The organism is Paralcaligenes ginsengisoli (genome assembly GCF_054781135.1).
The window spans coordinates 248,868-267,090 of the sequence record NZ_BAAGUZ010000031.1 but is presented as its reverse complement, the minus strand read 5'-3'; the positions used below and the strand labels follow the sequence as shown (position 1 = coordinate 267,090).

Here is an 18,223-nt window from a genome sequence, read left to right as displayed (position 1 = left end):
AGCAGCGATTTTATCGGCCAGGATCACATATTCATTACAAGGATCTCGCCCCATGAAAACCTGGCTGCTTACCCCCGCCGTACCGACTCGTGTACTTCCCTCTTTCCCTGTCGCGCCCCAACCGGGCATGCCTGTTTGCTCAAATTGCACCGACTCCCGTACGGATTGAACATCATGGGAACTGCAATTTTCGCGATCTCGATTGGTGCGGCGCTGGGTGCACTGCTGCGTTGGATTCTGGGACTGAGCTTGAACTCGTTCTGGCCCACGATACCGCTGGGCACCCTGGCGGCCAATCTTATAGGCGGCTTGCTTATAGGGGTTGCCAGCGAGTTTTTCAGAAACCACAGCGGCTTGTCCCCAGAATGGCGATTGGCGGTAATCACGGGATTCATGGGAGGGCTGACCACATTCTCCACATTTTCGCTCGAGGTTGGCAGCCTGATACAGAGTCGGGAGATTGCCAGCGCCGCGCTTGAGATCGGTTTGCATGTTGTCGGTTCTATCGGGCTGACCTTGCTTGGCATCGTCATTGTGCAATACTTGTCCCATAGCTGAACAAGGAGTCGGTACCATGACAGGCTATCAGTTGAGCTTTTTCATGCAGCAGGATCGCACTTATAAAAATATGCCGCTTCATCAGTGGCTGCTGAACCTGGCTCAATCCATGCAGATTCGCGGTGCCACAATGTTTGCTGCGCAAGAAGGCATAGGCAGCGGACGGCGCCTTCATTCGGCGCGTTTTTTTGATTTGGCGGATCAGCCTATCGAGATCACCATGGTGGTGTCGCAGGCCGAATGCGATGCATTTCTGAAGCACCTCAGAGACACGCCCGAACTACGTCTTTTCTATTCCAAAGTACCGGTCGAATTTGGATTTATTGGGGAACCTGACTGAAAATACGGTGCTTGGGCTGCAAGCGCGCCGCGAAGCGGCCCAGGCCAGGCGATGCCTTTCATGCCTGCCTTATTTATGCCGCTTGACCGTCTGCATGATGTTGCTCAGCAGGATCACCAGGCACCCCAGGAAAAATAGCGGCGCGCTCCACGGGCTTTGTGCAGCGAAAACCCGCAATACCAATCCGGCCGCCACGCACCACGCAATGAGCGCAATTGCCAGACTGCCGTCGTCCACAAACAGGCGCCCTACTTTGCGCATGAACTCGATGATTCCTTTCATTGCGCGCCACCGATGGATTGAAACCGCTTGCGGGCCAAACTGACGGCAAACAGCGATACGACAAGCAGCACAAGCACCAGCAATAGAATCGCCAGATCTGCGCCCGGCCATGCCAGGCCCAACCCTTCGCCTACCCAGAAAATCCCGAAGGCCGATATCAATATGCCAACCGCGAATTTGAGTGTGTTTTCGGGAATACGGGCCAGCGGCTTTTTCAGCATTACGCCCAGCCCGATGACAAGCAGACCGGCCAAGGCCGCACCCGCACTGGCGGGTATGAGCATATTGCCGGCGGCGCCCACGGCAATGACAATAAAAACCACTTCAACACCTTCAAGCAGCACGGCCTTGAAGGCGGTCGCCACAGCCAGTGGGTCGAGCCTGCCTTTGATGTTTACTCCGGAGGCTTGCAATGCCGCGGTTTCGGATTCGAAGGCCGCCTGCTCATCATGCAGTCTGACAACGCCGGCTGCCCGCAATATGGCCTTGCGCAACCAGCGCATGCCGAAGAGCAGCAGCAACATCCCTATGGCCAGCCGCAGCAGCCCTATAGGCATGCGTCCCAGCAGAGGGCCAAAGACAAGAATCATAACCGCAAGCAAGACCGCGCCACCGGCGACGCCCGCCAGGGCGGATCGCCAGCCGCGCACTGTGCCTACCGCAAGCACAATAGTCAGGGCCTCGACGAACTCGACCAGCGAAGCGAGGAATGCCGCCAGTATTGAAGGCCCTGCGTGGGCCCAGAGCATCATGCCGGCCTCCAGGGAAAGCCCTTTCGATCACCAGATAATTCAGTTGCGCTGGCACTGGCTGTGCTCATTGACATCTGCTACCCCCACCTCAGCCAAGATACTTACTGAAAACACTATTATTCAACAAAACGGCAAGGCACTGCTCATTTATGTCTTGCGGCTTAGTCAAACCCAGCAAGCTGAGATTGCGCTTGAATTCGGAAGCCAGCAGATCCACGGCGTGCCCGACTCCATGCCGCCCTCCTATCGCTGCCGCGTATCCGAACGGCCTGCCTACAAAAACAAATTTTGCGCCCAAAGCCAGTGCTTTGACGATATCGGTCCCACGTCGAATACCGCTGTCCATCATCACAGGAATATCGGGGCAGGCGTCCACGATATCAGGCAGTACCCGAAGCGGCGACAACACGCCATCCAACTGACGCCCGCCATGGTTGGACACGATGATTCCATCGGCGCCATGCTCGCGGGCCAGCAGCGCATCAGGCCGCGCCATAATACCCTTGACGACCAACTTGCCGGCCCAGAGCTTGCGGATCAGTTTGAAATGAGACCAGTCAAGATGGCCGCGATCGGAAAAGTCGCGCAAGATGTTGCGAGAAATAATCGGAGCCCCACGCGTGGCGTAGTTGTTTTCGAAATGTGGGATTCCATACATGCACACCGTTCTTAAGAATGTGCCTAGAGTCCAGCGGGGATGAAGAACGCCATCCATCAATAGTCGCAACGAGGGCCGCAAGGGCGTCGAAAACCCGGCCCGGATGTTATTTTCTCGATTGGCGGCCACTGGGGTGTCGACGGTAATAACCAGTTTTTGATAGCCGGCGCGGGCGACTCTCTGGACCAGCGAGGTGATTTGATCTTCGCTACCCGGTAGATAGGCTTGAAACCACACATTGCCGCTGATCCGCGCAACATCCTCCAATGGAATCAGCGACGAGCCGCTCATGATCATGGGGATGTTCTTGTCATGGGCGGCTTGCGCCAGCACGCAGTCTCCACGAAACGCCGATATGGCGCTTAAACCCATGGGTGCGATGCCGAATGGGGCCGAATACATATCGTCCCATAAAGCAATATCGCTGGCCGGCTTTGCTACATTACGCAAGATGCGGGGCACAAAAGCCAACTCGTTGAAAACGGCACGGTTGTCATTGGCCGAAAAATTGGTTTCGGCGGCGCCCGCAATATACTCAAAAATGGCCCTGGGCAGGTATTTTTTGGCCTCGGCTTCGAAATCGTCCAGGCACAAGAGGCGTTCAAGCCGTTTTTTTGAGTGCGTCGTCATCTTGCGGCAATTATAGCGGGGCGCAAAGTTTTGTCATGCCGATTTCACACGCGCTTTACTGTTCAGACCAAGGTGTTTCTTTCCAGAATGCCTGAAAGTCTTTTTCACCCTGCTCCAGTTCTGCTTTATAGTCGGCGGGCGCGAGGTAACGGATGGGAACAAATAACTTATGTGCCTGCGCTTGGAATTCCGGATCAAGTACGGCTTTTTGTACAGCCTTGACAAGTTTCTGGTTTACGTCGTCAGGCAAGCCTTTGGGGGCTCCGATACCACGCAGCGATGACATGATTATGTTATAGCCTTGCTCCTTGAAAGTTGGAAGCTCCGGCGCCAAGTCGGTACGATTTTCACTCATGGAACCCAAATCCCTCATGGGAGATCCGCCCTTTTTATAGGCCATGACTTCGCCCACATTCATAGCAGCCATTACGATTTGCTGGCTCAAAACCGCACCGCGCACCTCACCGGCTCCTTTGTATGGAACATGCGTCAGCTTGGTGCCTGTATATTTTTCAAAAAGTAGCATGGCCAGATGGTCATCCGATCCGGCCCCGGTTGTTCCGACGGTGACGGCTCCGGGATTTTTCTTGGCGTATTCGGCTAGATCTTTAAGCGACCTGATTGGATTGCTTTCGAGAACGGCGAAACTGTCCGGGTCGTCAATCAAATTACCAATCAGATCAAAATTTTTCCAATGAAAATTGGATTTCCGTTCAATCGGAATCGTGAGCATATTGGGGGTATTCAGAAAACCAATGGTATAGCCATCGGGTTTGGCGCGGGCAATGTCGGTAAATCCAATGGCACCGCCAGCTCCTGGGCGATTCAGCACCACTATCTGTGCATTATTTCCCAAGTATTTTGCGATAAATGGCGCAATGGCTCGTGCGACAAGATCTGTGCCGCCGCCAGGACCGTAGGACACAATCATATTGATGGGATGATCTGGATATGCTGCCTGAGCAGCAGGGCTATAAAATAAAGAAGGGAGCGTCGAAACAATAGCACCGAGTGCCAGATACTTTATTTTCAAAAACTTGGTGTGGGAATAAAACATCGTATATCTCCTGTTTTGAATTATGGTTGTGATGTGCCGCAGTTAAGTGCGACGTAGTGTGGCTTCAAAGCGGCTAGCTCCCGCTGCACAGGCTTCACGCTGATTTCCAATTGAGCCTCAGCCATCCAAAGAGCGGAGCCGTGACAAAAACGCGGGTAAAACTTCCTTGTTGATGACTCTGTCTGGATTGCCGCCCGTGCAAATCTTGACAATCTGTTCGGCGGCCATTCGTGCAACATTTTTACGCCCCTCGTAAGTGACCCCTGCTGTATGGAAAGTCGACACCACGTTATGAAGCGACAATAAAGGGTGGCCTGCCGATGGTGGCTCCGTCTCCCAGACATCCAGCCCAGCTCCTCCAAGATGCCCTGAAATCAGTGCTGCATATAGGGCTTCTTCGTCGTGGATTCCGCCGCGTGCTGTTGTAATGAAAAGTGCCCCACGCTTCATTTTTGCAAAGGCCTGTGAGTCAAACAGATGCATGGTTTCCCGATTACGCGGGCAATGCAAAGAAACCATATCCGAAGATTCAAGCAACTCGTCCAGGGCCGTGGATTGCGCGCCACGCATCGCCATCTCGGCAGGCGTCAGATAGGGGTCATAAGCCAATACTTTCATGCCAAATGCATCACCAATCTGCGCCGTACGGCTTCCAGCATGGCCAAGGCCAACCAAGCCGAGAACCTTGCCATTCAGTTCGTGGCCCATAAGATCTTCGCGGGAAAATCCGGCCTCTCTTTTTAACTTGTTGTCGGATTCGACTATGCGGCGCGAAACTGCAAGTAGCAGGCCAAACGTATGCTCAGCCACGGAGTTGGCGTTGCCACCAGCTTGATTGACTACCAATACTCCCGCATTGGTGCATGCCTTGACATCGACTGTGTCATAGCCTGCACCCGACGTCGAAATACAAACCAATTCGGGGCAGCGCTGCAATAACTCTCCAGTTACAAACCAAGTTTTCGGAACTTCATCCTTGGCAGCGGAAATGTGGTAAATATGCGCCCGTTTCAGTGCTGCCCATATTTCATTCTCGGGAGTCTTGATATCGAGAATTTTCAGGCTGCTCTGCGGACATGCCGCCAGAATTTGGTCAAAACTGGCATCAGTCCAAAGATTGAGCCTTACGACGTTTTTAGTTTTCATGTCTGTTGCGATTTAAGCTTGCGGCTTTATTTTTATAAAAATTACTTTACGATCTCGCAATTCAGATGATTCAGACTGGCATCAATCCACGAGGTGTCCAATGAACCGTTGGCTATGTCAGCCATGATTTTTATTTCGAGCTCGTGCTTGGTCTTGGCCGCTTCGTAGACAGCATCGATATGATCAAAAGGAACACATAACAGCCCGTCTTCGTCGCCGACAATCAAATCACCAGGCTCGACAATCATTCCATCCAGGCTGATTGACACATTGATTTCACCCGGACCATTCTTATACGGGCCGCGATGCGTAATGCCAGCCGCGTAGACCGGGAAATGCCCTGTGCCTATTGCTCCCACATCGCGAACGGCACCATTGATGACCAAACCGGCAATGCCTCTTTTTTGCGCCGTGCTTACCATGATTTCACCTATGATGGCATTGGTCAGATCGCCCCCGGCGTCAACCACGATCACATCTCCTGGCTGTGCCAGATCCAGGGCCTTATGCACCATAAGGTTGTCACCCGGGCGAGTCTTGACAGTAAAAGCCGGACCTGAGAGCACGCCCGACAAATGCATTGGGCGCAAACCCGGCCCGCCCGCCGTTATCCGCGCCATGACATCGCTGATATTTGCTACCGGGAGAGCGCGGAATTTTTCAGCCCACGACTGCGCCACTCGATGTTTGCATTCAAGAATCCGAAATCCAATCATTGTTCATACCATTAGAGTTAGCGATGCTTGTTTCAATCAGCATGGCTTTTTGATCAAAACTGAGGTGTTGCCATCAAATTGCAGAAGGCCTTATAGATCAAAATTCTAGTGGAGCGACGTGTCATCGAACTGCAATTATTTTTTCTTTAAACGGAAAAAAAATTGTGTTTGAACGCAGAATTGCTTCTGAATATCGGATAAAAATCAGGCAAAGATTTTTTGAGCATGATCTACCAAAGCTTTGGCCAACGCGATACGCGGCCCCTGCGTTGCCCAAATCAATCCAATTCGCCGAATTGGAGTCCTCTCCGGCAAAGGAACCTTGAGCAACGAACAGGTTTGATACCAAATCGAGAATGAATCGGGAACCAGCGCCACCCCTACTCCGCGTTCCACCAGAGAGACTATCGTCAAAAGGCTATCGATTTCCAGGCGTTGATTGGGAACTATGCGATTGTCCTTGAGGTAGCGATCGACAAGCTGACCACTATATGCGGCCCTGTCGTAGCGAATGAAAGGCTCTGTGAGCAACAGGTCGTGAGCACTGCGGCCGGCGAGCGCTGGCGGTGCGATAACAATCAGCGGTTCTTCCTGCAAAGTACACCATTCACAATTCTTGGGAATGGTGTACTGGGGTTCGATGACGACAGCCACGTCAAGTTGGCCACTGTGCACCTTGTGACACAATTCAACCGATGGGCCGTATGCGATGAAAATCGACAGTTCGGGATAAATACTGCAAAATTTTTCAAGCAATTCCGGCAGGTGAGTTGTCAAGGCTGATGGAAACACACCGAGCCTGAGCTCTCCGACTAGAGTCCCCTTTTTGGCAATGGCCTGCAGATCCCGTGTTTCCTGAATCAGCGCTTTCGCACGGTCATAGACGCGCATTCCCGCTTCAGTCGGTTTCACGGTATGTCCGGAACGCTGAATAATGGCTATGCCCAACTCTTCCTCGAGCGTACGGATTCGGGCCGCGACGGCGCCCGAAGTGATGTCAAGCCTGCGTGCAGCCTCGGCGAAGGATTTCGATTCGACGACTTTGACAAAGCTCTCAAGATAGGTGGTATTCATTCAATCTTGTCTCTATTACCATTTTTAATCGAGAGAATGATTTTACCGATAGCTCGGGATGCATCCAGCCGATAGGCGATTCGCTTGACACTATACGGCCACGCTTCTGAAAAAAGTTTATAGTAGGCGGCAGCAATTTGCCGAGCTTGCCTCTCTGTAAAAGCCGCCCTCGCGGCTTTACCCCGACCGGCAGCTTGCAGCATGGCTGTCCATGCTGTATTTCCTGGAGAAAAGCGTGAATCCATCCTACGAGCAGGCTCAACCCTGGTCGATCAGCCAATGGTTGAATACCGTGACCCCCATCAGCCTGGAGTCCTTACGTGGCAAGGTAACGGTGCTGCATGCGTTCCAGATGCTCTGCCCTGGCTGCGTGTCTCACGGCATTCCTCAAGCCAAGCTGATACATACGGCTTTTCCGTCCGACAAGGTTCAGGTAATCGGTTTACATTCAGTGTTCGAGCATCATGAGGCCATGACCCCTGTTGCCTTGCAGGCATTCGTCCATGAATACCGCCTTGGCTTCCCGATAGGCATCGATCAGGCCGATCCGGCGGATCCCATTCCCTTGACCATGCGCGCCTACAGGCTGCAGGGTACGCCCAGCCTGATATTGATTGATAAAGCAGGCTACATACGGCTTCATCATTTTGGCCAGATCGATGATCTGCGCGTAGGCGCGGTGATTGGTCAGTTGCTGACCGAGTAAGCCCGCGCCGCAGGGATGCCCTTGAGCCACCCGCGGCAGGCACACCTATCCCGCCCTGTCTTCCAAAGGCGGGATAGGCCTCGGCTCTGAAGGCCCGCCCGCCTTGTTCAATAGGGTACTGAGCAAATCAACGGGTATGGGAAAGACCAAGGTAGAACTTTTATCTCCAGCCACCTGAGTCAGGGTTTGCAGGTAGCGCAGTTGCATGGCCGAGGGTTGTTGCGCCAGGATTTGGGCGGCTTCCATCAGGGCTTGCGCCGCCTGCTTTTCACCTTCGGCATGAATCACCTTGGCACGCCGCTCGCGTTCGGCTTCGGCCTGGCGGGCGATGGCGCGGATCATGTTTTCGTTCAAATCTATATGCTTGATTTCAACATTGGTGACTTTGATGCCCCAGGAGTCGGTCTGCGCGTCGAGTATCTGCTGGACATCCAGATTGAGCTTTTCACGCTCGGACAGCATTTCATCCAGCTCGTGCTTGCCCAACACAGCGCGCAATGTGGTTTGAGCCAGTTGGCTGGTGGCTTCCAGATAGCGTTCGACCTGGATAATGGCCTTTTCCGGAGCTATGACCCGAAAATACAGGACCGCATTGACTTTGACCGACACATTATCGCGTGAAATAACGTCCTGGCTGGGAACATCCATGGTCACAACACGCAAGTCGACCCTCACCATCTGCTGTATGCCCGGAATGACAATTACCAGGCCCGGTCCTTTAACCTGCGTAAAACGGCCGAGCGTGAAAATAACCGCACGCTGATATTCGCGCAATATTTTGATCGCGCTGACCGCCAGAAAAACCAGGACGAGAATAACCCCGATCAGACTTATATTGAATTGGTAAAACATGACATTCTCCCGCGTTATTCTTTGTAGAGCTTTTTGATGCCGAGCCTCTGGACCTGCAGCGTCAAGCCATCGATTGCCGTCACACGCACAGAATCCCCCGTGGACAATGGTTCGTGGCATTGGACGCGCCAGCTCTCGCCATGTACATCGGCATACGTAACGCTGTTGCGCGCCAGAGTCACCACACCTTGCAGGCCTATCATTTCTTCGCGCCCGCTAACTACCTGACTCCGGTGCGCCCTCGCAGCCAGAGTCCCGATGGCAAGCAGCAGCACCGCGCTGACCGCGGCAATACCCGTCAGAAAAGGAATCGACAGATCAAACCCCGGGACGCCTGTATCCATTAAAAACAGGCCACCAAAGAAAAAGGCAACCAGGCCGCCAATTCCAACCACACCGAAGGTAGGCAGAAACGCTTCGGCAATCATCAGGGCAGCCCCAATGGCGATCAGCGCCACGCCCGCCCAGTTGACCGGCAACAGTTGGAAAGCGTACAGGCCAAGCAACAGGCAAATAACCCCGGCTACGCCGGGCAAGGCCATTCCGGGGTTGGTAAGTTCGAAAAACAGGCCATATATGCCTACCATCATCAGTACCAACGCGACTTCAGGATTGGCCAGAAAGGCCAGTATCCGGCTATGCCAATCGGGGACAATCTGTTCAATATGCGCGCCGGCAGTGGACAGGCGCACGGTTTGGCCTGAATCAAGCTTTACCTCGCGGCCGTCAAGCCTGGCCAGCAAATCATCAAGATTATTGGCTACGACATCAATGACCTTTGATTGCAGGGCTTCCTGCGCCGACATGCTTGCCGCATCGCGCACGGCTTTTTCGGCAAAGCCGCTATTGCGGCCGCGCAGTTGGGCCAAGCTGCGTATATAGGCAGCCGCGTCGTTGGTCACTTTTCTTGTCATGGTGTCACCGCTCGGGCCGGCGGGGGCGGGATGAGTCTCGGACGGCTGCCTGGCGGCATCCTTGGCAGGCTGCGCCGCATGCCCCTCGCCGGAAGGCGCAGCACCAGGGTCGGGTGCGGGGTTTCCGGAAAATCCTATCGATACGGGTGTTGCGGCACCCAGATTGCTGGCAGGCGCCATTGCCGCAATATGGCTGGCATAAAGAATGAACGTACCCGCGCTGGCTGCGCGCGCTCCGCCCGGTCCTACAAAAGTGGCCACAGGAACGGGCGAAGCCAGAATCAGCTTGACGATGGTTCTCATCGATGTATCGAGCCCACCCGGCGTGTCCAGCTCAATAACTATCAGCTGTGCCTTTTCTTCGGCGGCGTGTGTAAAGCCACGAGTCAGGAAGTCGGAAGTCGCCGGGCTGATAATGCCGTCGATATGCAGCACCACCACAGTTTTCGGCAACGGGGCAGCCTGCGCCGGGCAGGCGACTTGCAAGGCAAAACTACTGAATAGCAGCAGTAGGCTGCATATAGCCAATCGTTGCAGAGCGCCACCCATATCGGGCCCCTTGAGTCATGCAGGAACCGACAATGGGATCATGGCCTTTGTCTGTCCTGCATTGACAGTATAGCGCCGGGTTCGATCATTTCAGCGATACCTTGCGTTTGGTCGATGCGGCCTTGTTCATCTCTTCGGCCAATATCAGCGCGTGATTATGCAATGGGTCTTTGGCGGCATATACCAGCGTGACAAGCTGCCCGCCCGCCGCTCCAATCACCTCGCGCATGCGCGCTTGCTGCTCCGCGGATCGCAATTCGGTCTGATAGCTTTGTTTGAATTCGTCCCAATGCTCGATCTTGTGCCCAAACCAGACGCGCAAGGCGACTGTAGGAGCCAGATCCTTGCACCAGGCATCGAACTTGAAATTCTGCTTCGACACTCCCCTTGGCCACAGGCGATCGACAAAAACCCGGTAGCCGTCGGAAGGATGCGCTTCGTCGTAAGCACGCTTTATAGTCACATGTGCAGCCATTTTTTTTCTCTCGCTGAACGTTTAGCAAAGAGCCGTGTATCAAAGACACCATGATGCAAGTAGGGCTAAACAGCTCATGCATCGCGCTTCAATGCCAAACCGATATCCAATTTCTAGTCTACTCCACCTTGACCGCCCATTTTGCAAAAGGCGCCTTTCGTTTTTGATCCCGGTCAGTGGGAAATACCTCAAAATCGGCCCTGCCCCGCCTCTGCTGTTTTTGTATTCTTAAGAGAGGGTTTGCCAAAAAGAATGACGTCTTTCCGGCGATATCCCCTACTATAGGTAGACTGGCGCTAGCGGTAGATTTTCGATATTGACGCTATTGTCCTGATCCACTTACTCGCGAATGATCGGGCGCAGATTTGCCCGCCGCACACGAAAAGGAATCTTCACATGAGCGGTATCGTATCCGGAAAAGTTGCAGTCGTAACCGGCGCAGGCGGCGGTATTGGCCGGGGCGTTGCGCTGGCCTTGGCGGCGGCGGGCGCAAAGCTTGTAATCAACGACATCGGCGTTTCGCTCTCGGGCGAAGGCGGGGGCGACGGGCCGGCGCAAGCCGTGGTTTCGGAAATTCGCAAGGCTGGCGGCATAGCGGTTTCCAGTACCGATAGCGTTGCTTCGCAAGACGGGGCTGGGAAGATCATCCAGGCCGCACTGGACATTTACGGCCGCATCGATCTGGTGGTGAACAATGCCGGCAATTTGCGCGACCGTTTGTTTCACAAAATGAGCAGCGACGAATGGCAGCAGGTGCTCGATGTGCATCTGAATGGTACGTTTTACGTCAGCCGCGCCGCAGCGCCCCATTTTCGCGAACAGGAATCGGGTGCCTTCGTTCACATGACTTCCACTTCGGGTCTTATCGGCAACTATGGCCAGGCCAACTATTCGGCGGCGAAAATGGGAATCGTCGGCCTGTCCAAATCGATTGCCCTGGACATGGCACGCTTTAATGTCCGTTCGAATTGCATAGCACCCTTCGCCTGGAGCCGCATGACCAGTTCCATCCCCGCCAATACTCCGGAAGAAAAAGAGCGGGTTCAGAATCTTCAGAAAATGGAAGCAGGCAAAGTGGCGCCTATGGTGGTCTATCTGGGCAGCGACGCGGCACGCGAAGTAACGGGGCAGATTTTTGCCGTGCGCGCCAACGAAATCATGTTGTTCAGCCAGCCTCGCCCAATTCGCAGCGTGCATATGTCGGACGGCTGGACGCCGGAATCGATTGCAGAGGTGGCCGTGCCCGCGCTCAAGCACCATTTTTTCAAACTGGAGCGTTCCCCGGAAGTCATAGATTGGGACCCCATCTGAGGCCGCCGACATGCCATTAGATTACGCCGTGGTCAAAAACTGGCAATTTGCCGATGTAACCCAGGAATATACCGAGAAAGACACCATTCTGTATGCGCTGAGCATAGGCTTGGGGCACGACCCCCTGGACGAACGACAGCTCCCCTTTGTATATGAGGCGCGGTTGCAGGCATTTCCCACCATGCCGGTTGTCCTGGGTTTTCCCGGTTTCTGGATGCAAGACCCTGACGCAGGCATTACCTGGGTCAAGCTGGTGCATGGCGAGCAGCGCCTCACTTTGCACAAGCCTCTTGCAAAAGCCGGTAAAGTGGTCGGGCGCTGCCGCGTTTCGCATGTCATCGACAAAGGCGCCGAAAAAGGAGCCCTGGTCATCGTCGAACGCAAGTTGTTCAGCGCGCACGACCATGTTTTGCTGGCAACCATCGAACAAACTACTTTTTGCCGGGCAGACGGCGGCTTCGAGGCCGGAGACAGCCCCCCGGAAGCATTGCCCAAAGTACCCTCGACACCTCCCGATTTCACTTGCACCCTGCCTATACTGCCCCAGGCCGCATTGCTGTACAGGCTTAATGCCGACCTCAATCCTTTGCATGTCGACCCCAAGGTAGCGCTGCAGGCTGGGTATCCAAAACCGATTCTCCACGGCCTATGCACATATGGCGTCGCTGCGCATGCCATCCTCAAGACCTTTTGCGAATACAAGCCCGAGCGCCTGGCTTATTTGCATACCCGCTTCTCGTCTCCGGTATTTCCCGGCGAAACCCTGGTTTGCGAAATGTGGCGCGCCGATTCGGGAAAAATACATTTTCAAGCCAAAGCCATGGAGCGCAATATCGTGGTGCTTGGCAATGGCATAGCAGGAATTAAAGTATAAAGACTTGCACCAATTCTCCCTGAAGGTCGATCCATCCATGCCAAACGCACCAGCACCCCACGAGACAGGCGCCGATCTGTATTTCCGCGAACAGCTCGATCAGGGCAATTTTCTGATACAGCGCTGCACGTCATGCCAGCATAGTGTTTTCTACCCTCGAATGCTCTGCCCCTACTGCGGCTCGGACCATCTCGAGTGGTTCTCCCCTTCGGGGCTGGGCACGGTCTACTCCAGCACTGTGGTCAGGCGCAGGCCGGAAGACGGCGGCAACTACAATGTTGCGCTTGTCGATTTGAAGGAAGGCTCGCGCCTGATGAGCCGCGTCGAGGGCATACCTCCGGAATCCGTCGCAATCGGCATGCCGGTAAAAGCCCGAATAATAAGTGCAGATGAAGGCAAACTGCTTGTGTTCGTCCAAACAGAGGCTGAATGATGATAAACAAACGTCTCAGGGGAGCAGTTGCCATTGTGGGCATAGGACAGGCGGGCATAGGGCAGGCTACCGGCTTTTCCGAAATGGAAATCCTGGTGCAGGCCGCCCAACGCGCCGTCGCCGACGCGGGCCTGACCATGCAGGACATCGACGGCATTACCACGGCAAGCGTTTCAGCCCCCATGTGGGCAATGCCTGTCATCGAGCATTTGGGGATCAAGCCCACGTTTATCGATGGCACCATGCTGGGCGGCTCCAGCTTTGTTGCGCACCTGATGCCCGCCCTCCAAGCCCTGGAGTCGGGGCAATGCAATGCCGTCCTTGTATGCTATGGCAGCACACAACGCACTTCCACGCTCAACCGTGCCGAAATTGGCAAGATTCGGCGCAAGCTTGACCCTCAGCCTTACGAGGCGCCCTATAACCCGCTCAATCCTTTGAGCTCTTATGCTCTGGCTGCTGCCCGGCATATGCACCAGTATGGAACCCGGCGGGAGCATTTGGCGGAAGTGGCCGTCGCCGCCCGCAAATGGGCGCAACTGAACCCGGAAGCGCTGATGCGCGACCCTTTGACAATAGACGACGTCTTGTCGGCACGCATGGTTTCAGATCCTCTGACCATACGCGACTGCTGCCTGGTCAACGATGGCGCGGGAGCCTATGTGCTGGTACGCGCCGATCGGGCCAAGTCGCTCAAGCACAAGCCTGTCTATGTTCTGGGTAATTCGACGGCGGTCTGGAATCGCCAGATTTCGTCGATGGACGATCTTACTGTCACCGCAGCCACGCAGTCGGGCCGGCACGCATTTGCAATGGCGCAAGTGAGTCCCGCCGACATGGATGTGGTTGAGCTTTACGACGCCTTTACGATCAACACATTGCTCTTTCTCGAAGACCTGGGCTTTTGTAAAAAAGGGGAAGGCGGCAGTTTTGTCAGTGGCGGCGCCATTGCTCCGGGCGGCCGCCTGGCAGTCAATACCAATGGTGGCGGCCTCTCGTGCATTCATCCCGGCATGTACGGCATTTTCATCATGATCGAAGCGGTCAGGCAATTGCGCGGGGCATGCGGCGAGCGCCAGATCGCCGGTGCCGAACTGGCGCTCGTGCATGGCAACGGCGGCACGCTGTCAAGCCAGTCTACGGCTATTCTGGGTTCCGAGAATACACTCTGATCACCTTTCCGCGAGCACAACGATGCGCGTCTGTTCGACGCGCCGACCATGCTTTTTTCAGGTATGCGTCATATCCATCGGCACAATCCAGGCGTCGTACTGCTCGGCGCTGACATAGCCCAGGGCCAGGGCGGCGGTGCGCAAGGTAGTTTGCTCGTGCTGTGCCTTTTTGGCAATGGCCGCGGCTTTATCGTAGCCAATATGGCGGTTCAGGGCAGTTACCAGCATCAGGTTCTTTTCCAGATTGCTCGCGATTTTATCCAGATTGGGCTCGATGCCCACTGCGCAATGATCGTTAAAGGCGCGGCAGGCATCGCCCAGCAAGCCTATGCTTTCAAGCACGTTATGCACCATGACAGGCTTGAATACATTAAGTTGAAAATTACCTTGGCTGCCTGCGAACGCCGTGGCGGCGTCGTTGCCGAAAACCTGCACGCAGACCATCGTCATGGCCTCGCACTGTGTTGGATTGACCTTGCCGGGCATGATGGACGAGCCGGGTTCATTATCGGGAATCTGCAGCTCGCCGATGCCGCAGCGCGGGCCGCTGGCCAGCCAGCGCACATCATTCGCCATTTTCATGAGCCCCCCGGCCAGCGTACGAAGCGAGGCGGAAAGATTGACCAGGGCGTCGTGGGCCGACAGGGCAAAGAATTTATTGGGTGCCGACTGAAAGGGCAAACCGGTAATAGTGGAAATATGAGCGGCTGCCGTGTCGCCGAATTTCGGATGGGAATTGAGCCCGGTACCCACAGCCGTACCTCCAATGGCCAAATCGTATATTCCGGGCAGGCAGGCTTTGACCGCGGCCAGTGAAAAATCGATTTGCGCTACCCATCCGCCGATTTCCTGTCCCAATGTAATCGGGGTCGCGTCCTGCAAATGCGTCCGTCCTGTTTTCACCACCCCCTGATATTGCGCGGACTTGGCAGCCAAGGTGTTCCGCAGCAATTCAACCGCTGGAATCAGGGCTCGATGCAGCTCTTGTGCAACCGCGATATGCATGGCGGTCGGAAAGGTATCGTTGGAGGATTGGCCGCGATTGACGTGATCATTGGGATGCACGGGCGTCTTACTGCCCAGCACTCCGCCGGCCATCTCGATCGCCCGGTTGGCAATGACTTCGTTGGCATTCATATTGGACTGCGTGCCCGATCCGGTTTGAAACACGACCAATGGAAACTCCTGGTTGTGCTTGCCGGCAATCACTTCATCGGCTGCGCGCGCCACCAGTTCGGCAATATTTCCGGGCAATTCACCCAACTCGGCATTGGCTTGAGCCGCAGCCTTTTTCAGGATTCCCAAGGCTTCGATAACCGGAGCCTGCCATTTGAAACGTGCCACCCCTATAGGAAAATTTTCTATGGAACGCTGCGTTTGCGCGCCCCAGTAATGATCTCCCGGGACATCGATGGCACCCATCGAGTCAGTTTCAACGCGGGTTGCAGCCATGAAATGCTCCTTGATTCAATATGTAAAATTGGGTCTTTGCAATAAAAAGTGATGCACACTATACGCCCGTCCGGGCTGTGTCAGGGCTGAATTCCTCTCACCCGGCGGGGGCTCTATGCATGCTGTGCGGCAAGTCTTGCCGGCTGCCGCTGATGCGCATAATGATGCGACCAGACCTCGGCCGCATCCAGCAGTCTGCACGCGAACGCCCATTCGTTATCGAACCAGACAAAAACATTGGCGAAACGGGGTCCATTGACTCGTGTCTGGCTGCCGTCCACGATCGCCGAATGAGGATTGTGATTGAAGTCGACCGACGCATGAGGAGCATCCGAATAAGCGAGCAGGCCAGGCTGGCACTCGGCGGCGCCGCACAGCAGCGCATTGATTTCTTTGGCGCTCGCATCGCGCTGCAAATTCACCATCATGTCGATGGCCGAAACATTGAGCGTAGGGACGCGAACGGCCTTGGCCTGGACCCTGCCCGCGAGCTGCGGCATAAAACGCTCCACGCCTTGGGCCAAGCCGGTGGCCACAGGAACAATCGATTGCATCGCTGAACGGGTCCGGCGCAAGTCTGAATGATGATAGCCGTCGATCAGCGGTTGGTCGTTCATGACGGAATGCAGAGTCGTCAGAAAGGCATGTTCAATGCCAAAGGCACGGTGCAGTTGCGCGATGACCGGAACGATGGCGTTGGTCGTGCAGGACGCATTGGAAACCAGGCGTTCCGTGCCGGTAAGTTCGTGATGATTGATTCCGTAAACCATGGTGAAATCGACGTCCTGCGCACTGCGCCCCGGATGCGAGAGCAGCAGGCGTGGGCAGCCGGCATCCAGGAAGCGGTTCAATTCGTTGCGCGTACCATAATGGCCGGAACACTCGATCAGCAGATCTATCTTCAAACTGTCCCAATCGACGTCTTCAGGCGCCTGTGCATGGCTGACCTGGATGTGTATGCCATCGATGATCAGGCTGTCGGGCCCCTGCTCCACTTGTCCGGGAAATACTCCATGAGTGGAATCGTACCGGGTCAGATAGACCATTGAATCCAGATCCGCCGGCTCGTTGATCGCCACAATCTGGAACCTGCTTTTCAGTGGAGATTCCTGCAAGGCGCGCAAAAAACAGCGGCCAATGCGGCCATAGCCGTTGATTGCCAGACGGACCGGGCGATTCATGATAACGATTCCAGATAAAAATTCCGAGCGGCTTGCGACGAATACACGGCAGCCTGCACACACGGATTCAAGAGAGTTCAGTACAAAAGAACTGTACTACTTTCCGTGCATTCGTGGATTCATGGAAGCCATGTTCACCGCCGGCTCCAGGCGAGGCGAGTCTTTTTCTCGAATCGATGCGGCCTTGGACAATTTTTCGAAAACCTCGATGATTGCATCGGCAACTGCCCTGACTCTTGCAGTTCGATTCAGATCGCCATGCAGAACCAGCCACATGTCATAAGGCACCGCCCTATCCGGCCAAATGCGCTGCAGCAGAGGGTCGTCGTGCGCCAGAAACGTCGGCAGCTCGCCAATGCCCAGGCCGGCCCGCACTGCATGGAACAGCATCAGGCTTGTGTTCACCTCCAGCGCTACTTTCGCGTTGCATATGGGTTCTTCGCACAGTGTTTCACTCTGATAGCGGGCGATGGACGGTTGGTAGATGACCACATCGTGGCCGGCCAAGGCAACGCCCTGCCGCGGCTCGCCGCGTGCCTCCAGATAAGATTGGGAGGCATAAAGAGCCGCTTCGCAGCGTGCCAGATGGCGAGTGATCAGATCAGGACTGTCGGGCCGGACGGGGCGGACCGCCAGATCCGCTTCACGCCGCGTCAGGTTCGTCATTTGCGAGGACGTTGTCAGGACGACCCGTATGTCCGGATGAGATGCGTGCAGCGTTTGCAAAGCATTCATCATGGCGTAAACCGCCGTACCATCGGTACATGCCACCCGGACAGTGCCGGACAGTTGCTTGTCGGTGCCCTGCATTTGCCGCTGCAATTGATGAGCCGCGTTTTCCATACGCTCGGCGGCATGGAAAGCAAGCTCGCCGGCCGGCGTCGGCACGTAGCCGGCTGGCGTCCGTAAAAACAGCCTGACATCAAGCGACTTTTCAAGCGAAGCAAGGCGCCGACCGACTGTCGCCTGATCGACATGCAGCGCGCTGGACGCGCCGCGCAAGGTTCCCATGCGGTAAATGGCAAGAAAAACCCGGGCGTTGTCCCAATCCATTTGAAATGCAATTTTGCATGATGACAAGGCAATAATAC

General features: G+C 55.1%; 21 protein-coding genes. 7 read left to right on the top strand and 14 right to left on the bottom strand.

Translation table 11 applies throughout. From position 1 onward, the window contains the following. Positions 1–174 precede the first annotated feature (174 nt). Both crcB and ACYVIS_RS15290 read left to right on the top strand, forming a co-directional pair. Positions 175–558, top strand: coding sequence for a fluoride efflux transporter CrcB (gene crcB, locus ACYVIS_RS15295; protein ID WP_232743118.1), 384 nt, complete (start codon positions 175–177; stop codon positions 556–558). Between the two features lie 16 nt (positions 559–574). After that, positions 575–898, top strand: coding sequence for a DUF190 domain-containing protein (locus ACYVIS_RS15290; protein ID WP_232743117.1), 324 nt, complete (start codon positions 575–577; stop codon positions 896–898). 69 nt (positions 899–967) lie between these two features. Here the strand turns inward: ACYVIS_RS15290 and ACYVIS_RS15285 are convergent, their stop codons facing one another. From ACYVIS_RS15285 to ACYVIS_RS15250, 8 genes are all read right to left on the bottom strand, one after another. Next, positions 968–1,180, bottom strand: coding sequence for a hypothetical protein (locus ACYVIS_RS15285; protein WP_232743116.1), 213 nt, complete (start codon positions 1,178–1,180; stop codon positions 968–970). Beyond that, positions 1,177–1,932 carry a COG4280 domain-containing protein gene (locus ACYVIS_RS15280; RefSeq protein WP_232743115.1) on the bottom strand — a complete coding sequence of 252 codons (756 nt, stop codon included), beginning with the start codon at positions 1,930–1,932 and terminating at the stop codon, positions 1,177–1,179. The genes ACYVIS_RS15285 and ACYVIS_RS15280 overlap by 4 nt, the downstream gene beginning before the upstream one ends. Positions 1,933–2,020: 88 nt before the next feature. After that, positions 2,021–3,220, bottom strand: coding sequence for an alpha-hydroxy acid oxidase (locus ACYVIS_RS15275; RefSeq protein ID WP_232743114.1), 1,200 nt, complete (start codon positions 3,218–3,220; stop codon positions 2,021–2,023). A gap of 55 nt (positions 3,221–3,275) precedes the next feature. After that, positions 3,276–4,277 (bottom strand): tripartite tricarboxylate transporter substrate binding protein, encoded by a 1,002-nt coding sequence (locus tag ACYVIS_RS15270; protein WP_460874332.1) that lies wholly within the window; start codon positions 4,275–4,277, stop codon positions 3,276–3,278. 117 nt (positions 4,278–4,394) lie between these two features. Beyond that, positions 4,395–5,423 (bottom strand): hydroxyacid dehydrogenase, encoded by a 1,029-nt coding sequence (locus ACYVIS_RS15265; RefSeq protein ID WP_232743112.1) that lies wholly within the window; start codon positions 5,421–5,423, stop codon positions 4,395–4,397. A gap of 41 nt (positions 5,424–5,464) precedes the next feature. Next, on the bottom strand, positions 5,465–6,139 hold the full coding sequence (locus ACYVIS_RS15260) for an RraA family protein (RefSeq protein ID WP_232743111.1): 675 nt from the start codon (positions 6,137–6,139) through the stop codon (positions 5,465–5,467). Positions 6,140–6,343: 204 nt separating this feature from the next. Beyond that, complete coding sequence (locus ACYVIS_RS15255) at positions 6,344–7,213, bottom strand: LysR family transcriptional regulator (RefSeq protein WP_232743110.1); 870 nt, start codon at positions 7,211–7,213, stop codon at positions 6,344–6,346. Then, the gene (locus tag ACYVIS_RS15250) at positions 7,210–7,416 is read right to left on the bottom strand and encodes a hypothetical protein (RefSeq protein WP_232743109.1); all 207 of its coding nucleotides are present in this window, start codon (positions 7,414–7,416) and stop codon (positions 7,210–7,212) included. The genes ACYVIS_RS15255 and ACYVIS_RS15250 overlap by 4 nt, the downstream gene beginning before the upstream one ends. Positions 7,417–7,424: 8 nt before the next feature. Between ACYVIS_RS15250 and ACYVIS_RS15245 the strand changes: the two genes are divergently transcribed. After that, positions 7,425–7,919: a redoxin domain-containing protein gene (locus ACYVIS_RS15245; protein ID WP_460874331.1), complete on the top strand. Its 495-nt coding sequence runs from the start codon at positions 7,425–7,427 to the stop codon at positions 7,917–7,919. Between the two features lie 45 nt (positions 7,920–7,964). Here the strand turns inward: ACYVIS_RS15245 and ACYVIS_RS15240 are convergent, their stop codons facing one another. The 3 genes from ACYVIS_RS15240 to ACYVIS_RS15230 all read right to left on the bottom strand — a co-directional run bounded on the left by ACYVIS_RS15240 (position 7,965) and on the right by ACYVIS_RS15230 (position 10,709). Then, positions 7,965–8,771: a slipin family protein gene (locus ACYVIS_RS15240; RefSeq protein ID WP_232743107.1), complete on the bottom strand. Its 807-nt coding sequence runs from the start codon at positions 8,769–8,771 to the stop codon at positions 7,965–7,967. Between the two features lie 14 nt (positions 8,772–8,785). Continuing rightward, entirely contained in the window at positions 8,786–10,138 is a 1,353-nt protein-coding gene (locus ACYVIS_RS15235) for an NfeD family protein (protein ID WP_460874330.1), read from the bottom strand. Between the two features lie 181 nt (positions 10,139–10,319). Further along, complete coding sequence (locus tag ACYVIS_RS15230; protein WP_460874329.1) at positions 10,320–10,709, bottom strand: DUF488 domain-containing protein; 390 nt, start codon at positions 10,707–10,709, stop codon at positions 10,320–10,322. 396 nt (positions 10,710–11,105) lie between these two features. Between ACYVIS_RS15230 and ACYVIS_RS15225 the strand changes: the two genes are divergently transcribed. Genes ACYVIS_RS15225 through ACYVIS_RS15210 form a run of 4 tightly spaced genes read left to right on the top strand, consistent with a single transcriptional unit; the run spans position 11,106 to position 14,499 of the window. Next, positions 11,106–12,020 (top strand): SDR family NAD(P)-dependent oxidoreductase, encoded by a 915-nt coding sequence (locus ACYVIS_RS15225; protein WP_232743104.1) that lies wholly within the window; start codon positions 11,106–11,108, stop codon positions 12,018–12,020. Positions 12,021–12,030: 10 nt separating this feature from the next. Further along, the gene (locus ACYVIS_RS15220) at positions 12,031–12,894 is read left to right on the top strand and encodes a MaoC/PaaZ C-terminal domain-containing protein (protein ID WP_460874328.1); all 864 of its coding nucleotides are present in this window, start codon (positions 12,031–12,033) and stop codon (positions 12,892–12,894) included. A gap of 37 nt (positions 12,895–12,931) precedes the next feature. Further along, a complete protein-coding gene (locus ACYVIS_RS15215; RefSeq protein ID WP_460874327.1) occupies positions 12,932–13,327 on the top strand; it encodes a Zn-ribbon domain-containing OB-fold protein in 396 nt (131 codons plus the stop codon). Beyond that, positions 13,327–14,499, top strand: coding sequence for a thiolase (locus ACYVIS_RS15210; protein WP_460874399.1), 1,173 nt, complete (start codon positions 13,327–13,329; stop codon positions 14,497–14,499). Before ACYVIS_RS15215 ends, ACYVIS_RS15210 begins: the two co-directional genes overlap by 1 nt. 57 nt (positions 14,500–14,556) lie before the next feature. Here the strand turns inward: ACYVIS_RS15210 and fumC are convergent, their stop codons facing one another. The 3 genes from fumC to ACYVIS_RS15195 form a co-directional block, all read right to left on the bottom strand. After that, on the bottom strand, positions 14,557–15,951 hold the full coding sequence (gene fumC / locus ACYVIS_RS15205) for a class II fumarate hydratase (RefSeq protein WP_232743100.1): 1,395 nt from the start codon (positions 15,949–15,951) through the stop codon (positions 14,557–14,559). A 113-nt stretch (positions 15,952–16,064) separates the two neighbouring features. After that, positions 16,065–17,132: a type I glyceraldehyde-3-phosphate dehydrogenase gene (locus ACYVIS_RS15200; RefSeq protein ID WP_232743099.1), complete on the bottom strand. Its 1,068-nt coding sequence runs from the start codon at positions 17,130–17,132 to the stop codon at positions 16,065–16,067. A 96-nt stretch (positions 17,133–17,228) separates the two neighbouring features. Beyond that, the gene (locus tag ACYVIS_RS15195; protein WP_232743098.1) at positions 17,229–18,185 is read right to left on the bottom strand and encodes a LysR family transcriptional regulator; all 957 of its coding nucleotides are present in this window, start codon (positions 18,183–18,185) and stop codon (positions 17,229–17,231) included. Positions 18,186–18,223 lie beyond the last annotated feature (38 nt).

Excerpts from the sequence above, each read along its gene's own strand:
- crcB (WP_232743118.1), top strand. The coding sequence starts at position 175 with ATGGGAACTGCAATTTTCGCGATCTCGATTGGTGCGGCGCTGGGTGCA.
- ACYVIS_RS15290 (WP_232743117.1), top strand. The coding sequence starts at position 575 with ATGACAGGCTATCAGTTGAGCTTTTTCATGCAGCAGGATCGCACTTAT.
- ACYVIS_RS15285 (WP_232743116.1), bottom strand. The coding sequence starts at position 1,180 with ATGAAAGGAATCATCGAGTTCATGCGCAAAGTAGGGCGCCTGTTTGTG.
- ACYVIS_RS15280 (WP_232743115.1), bottom strand. The coding sequence starts at position 1,932 with ATGATGCTCTGGGCCCACGCAGGGCCTTCAATACTGGCGGCATTCCTC.
- ACYVIS_RS15275 (WP_232743114.1), bottom strand. The coding sequence starts at position 3,220 with ATGACGACGCACTCAAAAAAACGGCTTGAACGCCTCTTGTGCCTGGAC.
- ACYVIS_RS15270 (WP_460874332.1), bottom strand. The coding sequence starts at position 4,277 with ATGTTTTATTCCCACACCAAGTTTTTGAAAATAAAGTATCTGGCACTC.
- ACYVIS_RS15265 (WP_232743112.1), bottom strand. The coding sequence starts at position 5,423 with ATGAAAACTAAAAACGTCGTAAGGCTCAATCTTTGGACTGATGCCAGT.
- ACYVIS_RS15260 (WP_232743111.1), bottom strand. The coding sequence starts at position 6,139 with ATGATTGGATTTCGGATTCTTGAATGCAAACATCGAGTGGCGCAGTCG.
- ACYVIS_RS15255 (WP_232743110.1), bottom strand. The coding sequence starts at position 7,213 with ATGAATACCACCTATCTTGAGAGCTTTGTCAAAGTCGTCGAATCGAAA.
- ACYVIS_RS15250 (WP_232743109.1), bottom strand. The coding sequence starts at position 7,416 with ATGCTGCAAGCTGCCGGTCGGGGTAAAGCCGCGAGGGCGGCTTTTACA.
- ACYVIS_RS15245 (WP_460874331.1), top strand. The coding sequence starts at position 7,425 with ATGCTGTATTTCCTGGAGAAAAGCGTGAATCCATCCTACGAGCAGGCT.
- ACYVIS_RS15240 (WP_232743107.1), bottom strand. The coding sequence starts at position 8,771 with ATGTTTTACCAATTCAATATAAGTCTGATCGGGGTTATTCTCGTCCTG.
- ACYVIS_RS15230 (WP_460874329.1), bottom strand. The coding sequence starts at position 10,709 with ATGGCTGCACATGTGACTATAAAGCGTGCTTACGACGAAGCGCATCCT.
- ACYVIS_RS15225 (WP_232743104.1), top strand. The coding sequence starts at position 11,106 with ATGAGCGGTATCGTATCCGGAAAAGTTGCAGTCGTAACCGGCGCAGGC.
- ACYVIS_RS15220 (WP_460874328.1), top strand. The coding sequence starts at position 12,031 with ATGCCATTAGATTACGCCGTGGTCAAAAACTGGCAATTTGCCGATGTA.
- ACYVIS_RS15215 (WP_460874327.1), top strand. The coding sequence starts at position 12,932 with ATGCCAAACGCACCAGCACCCCACGAGACAGGCGCCGATCTGTATTTC.
- ACYVIS_RS15210 (WP_460874399.1), top strand. The coding sequence starts at position 13,327 with ATGATAAACAAACGTCTCAGGGGAGCAGTTGCCATTGTGGGCATAGGA.
- fumC (WP_232743100.1), bottom strand. The coding sequence starts at position 15,951 with ATGGCTGCAACCCGCGTTGAAACTGACTCGATGGGTGCCATCGATGTC.
- ACYVIS_RS15200 (WP_232743099.1), bottom strand. The coding sequence starts at position 17,132 with ATGAATCGCCCGGTCCGTCTGGCAATCAACGGCTATGGCCGCATTGGC.
- ACYVIS_RS15195 (WP_232743098.1), bottom strand. The coding sequence starts at position 18,185 with ATGGATTGGGACAACGCCCGGGTTTTTCTTGCCATTTACCGCATGGGA.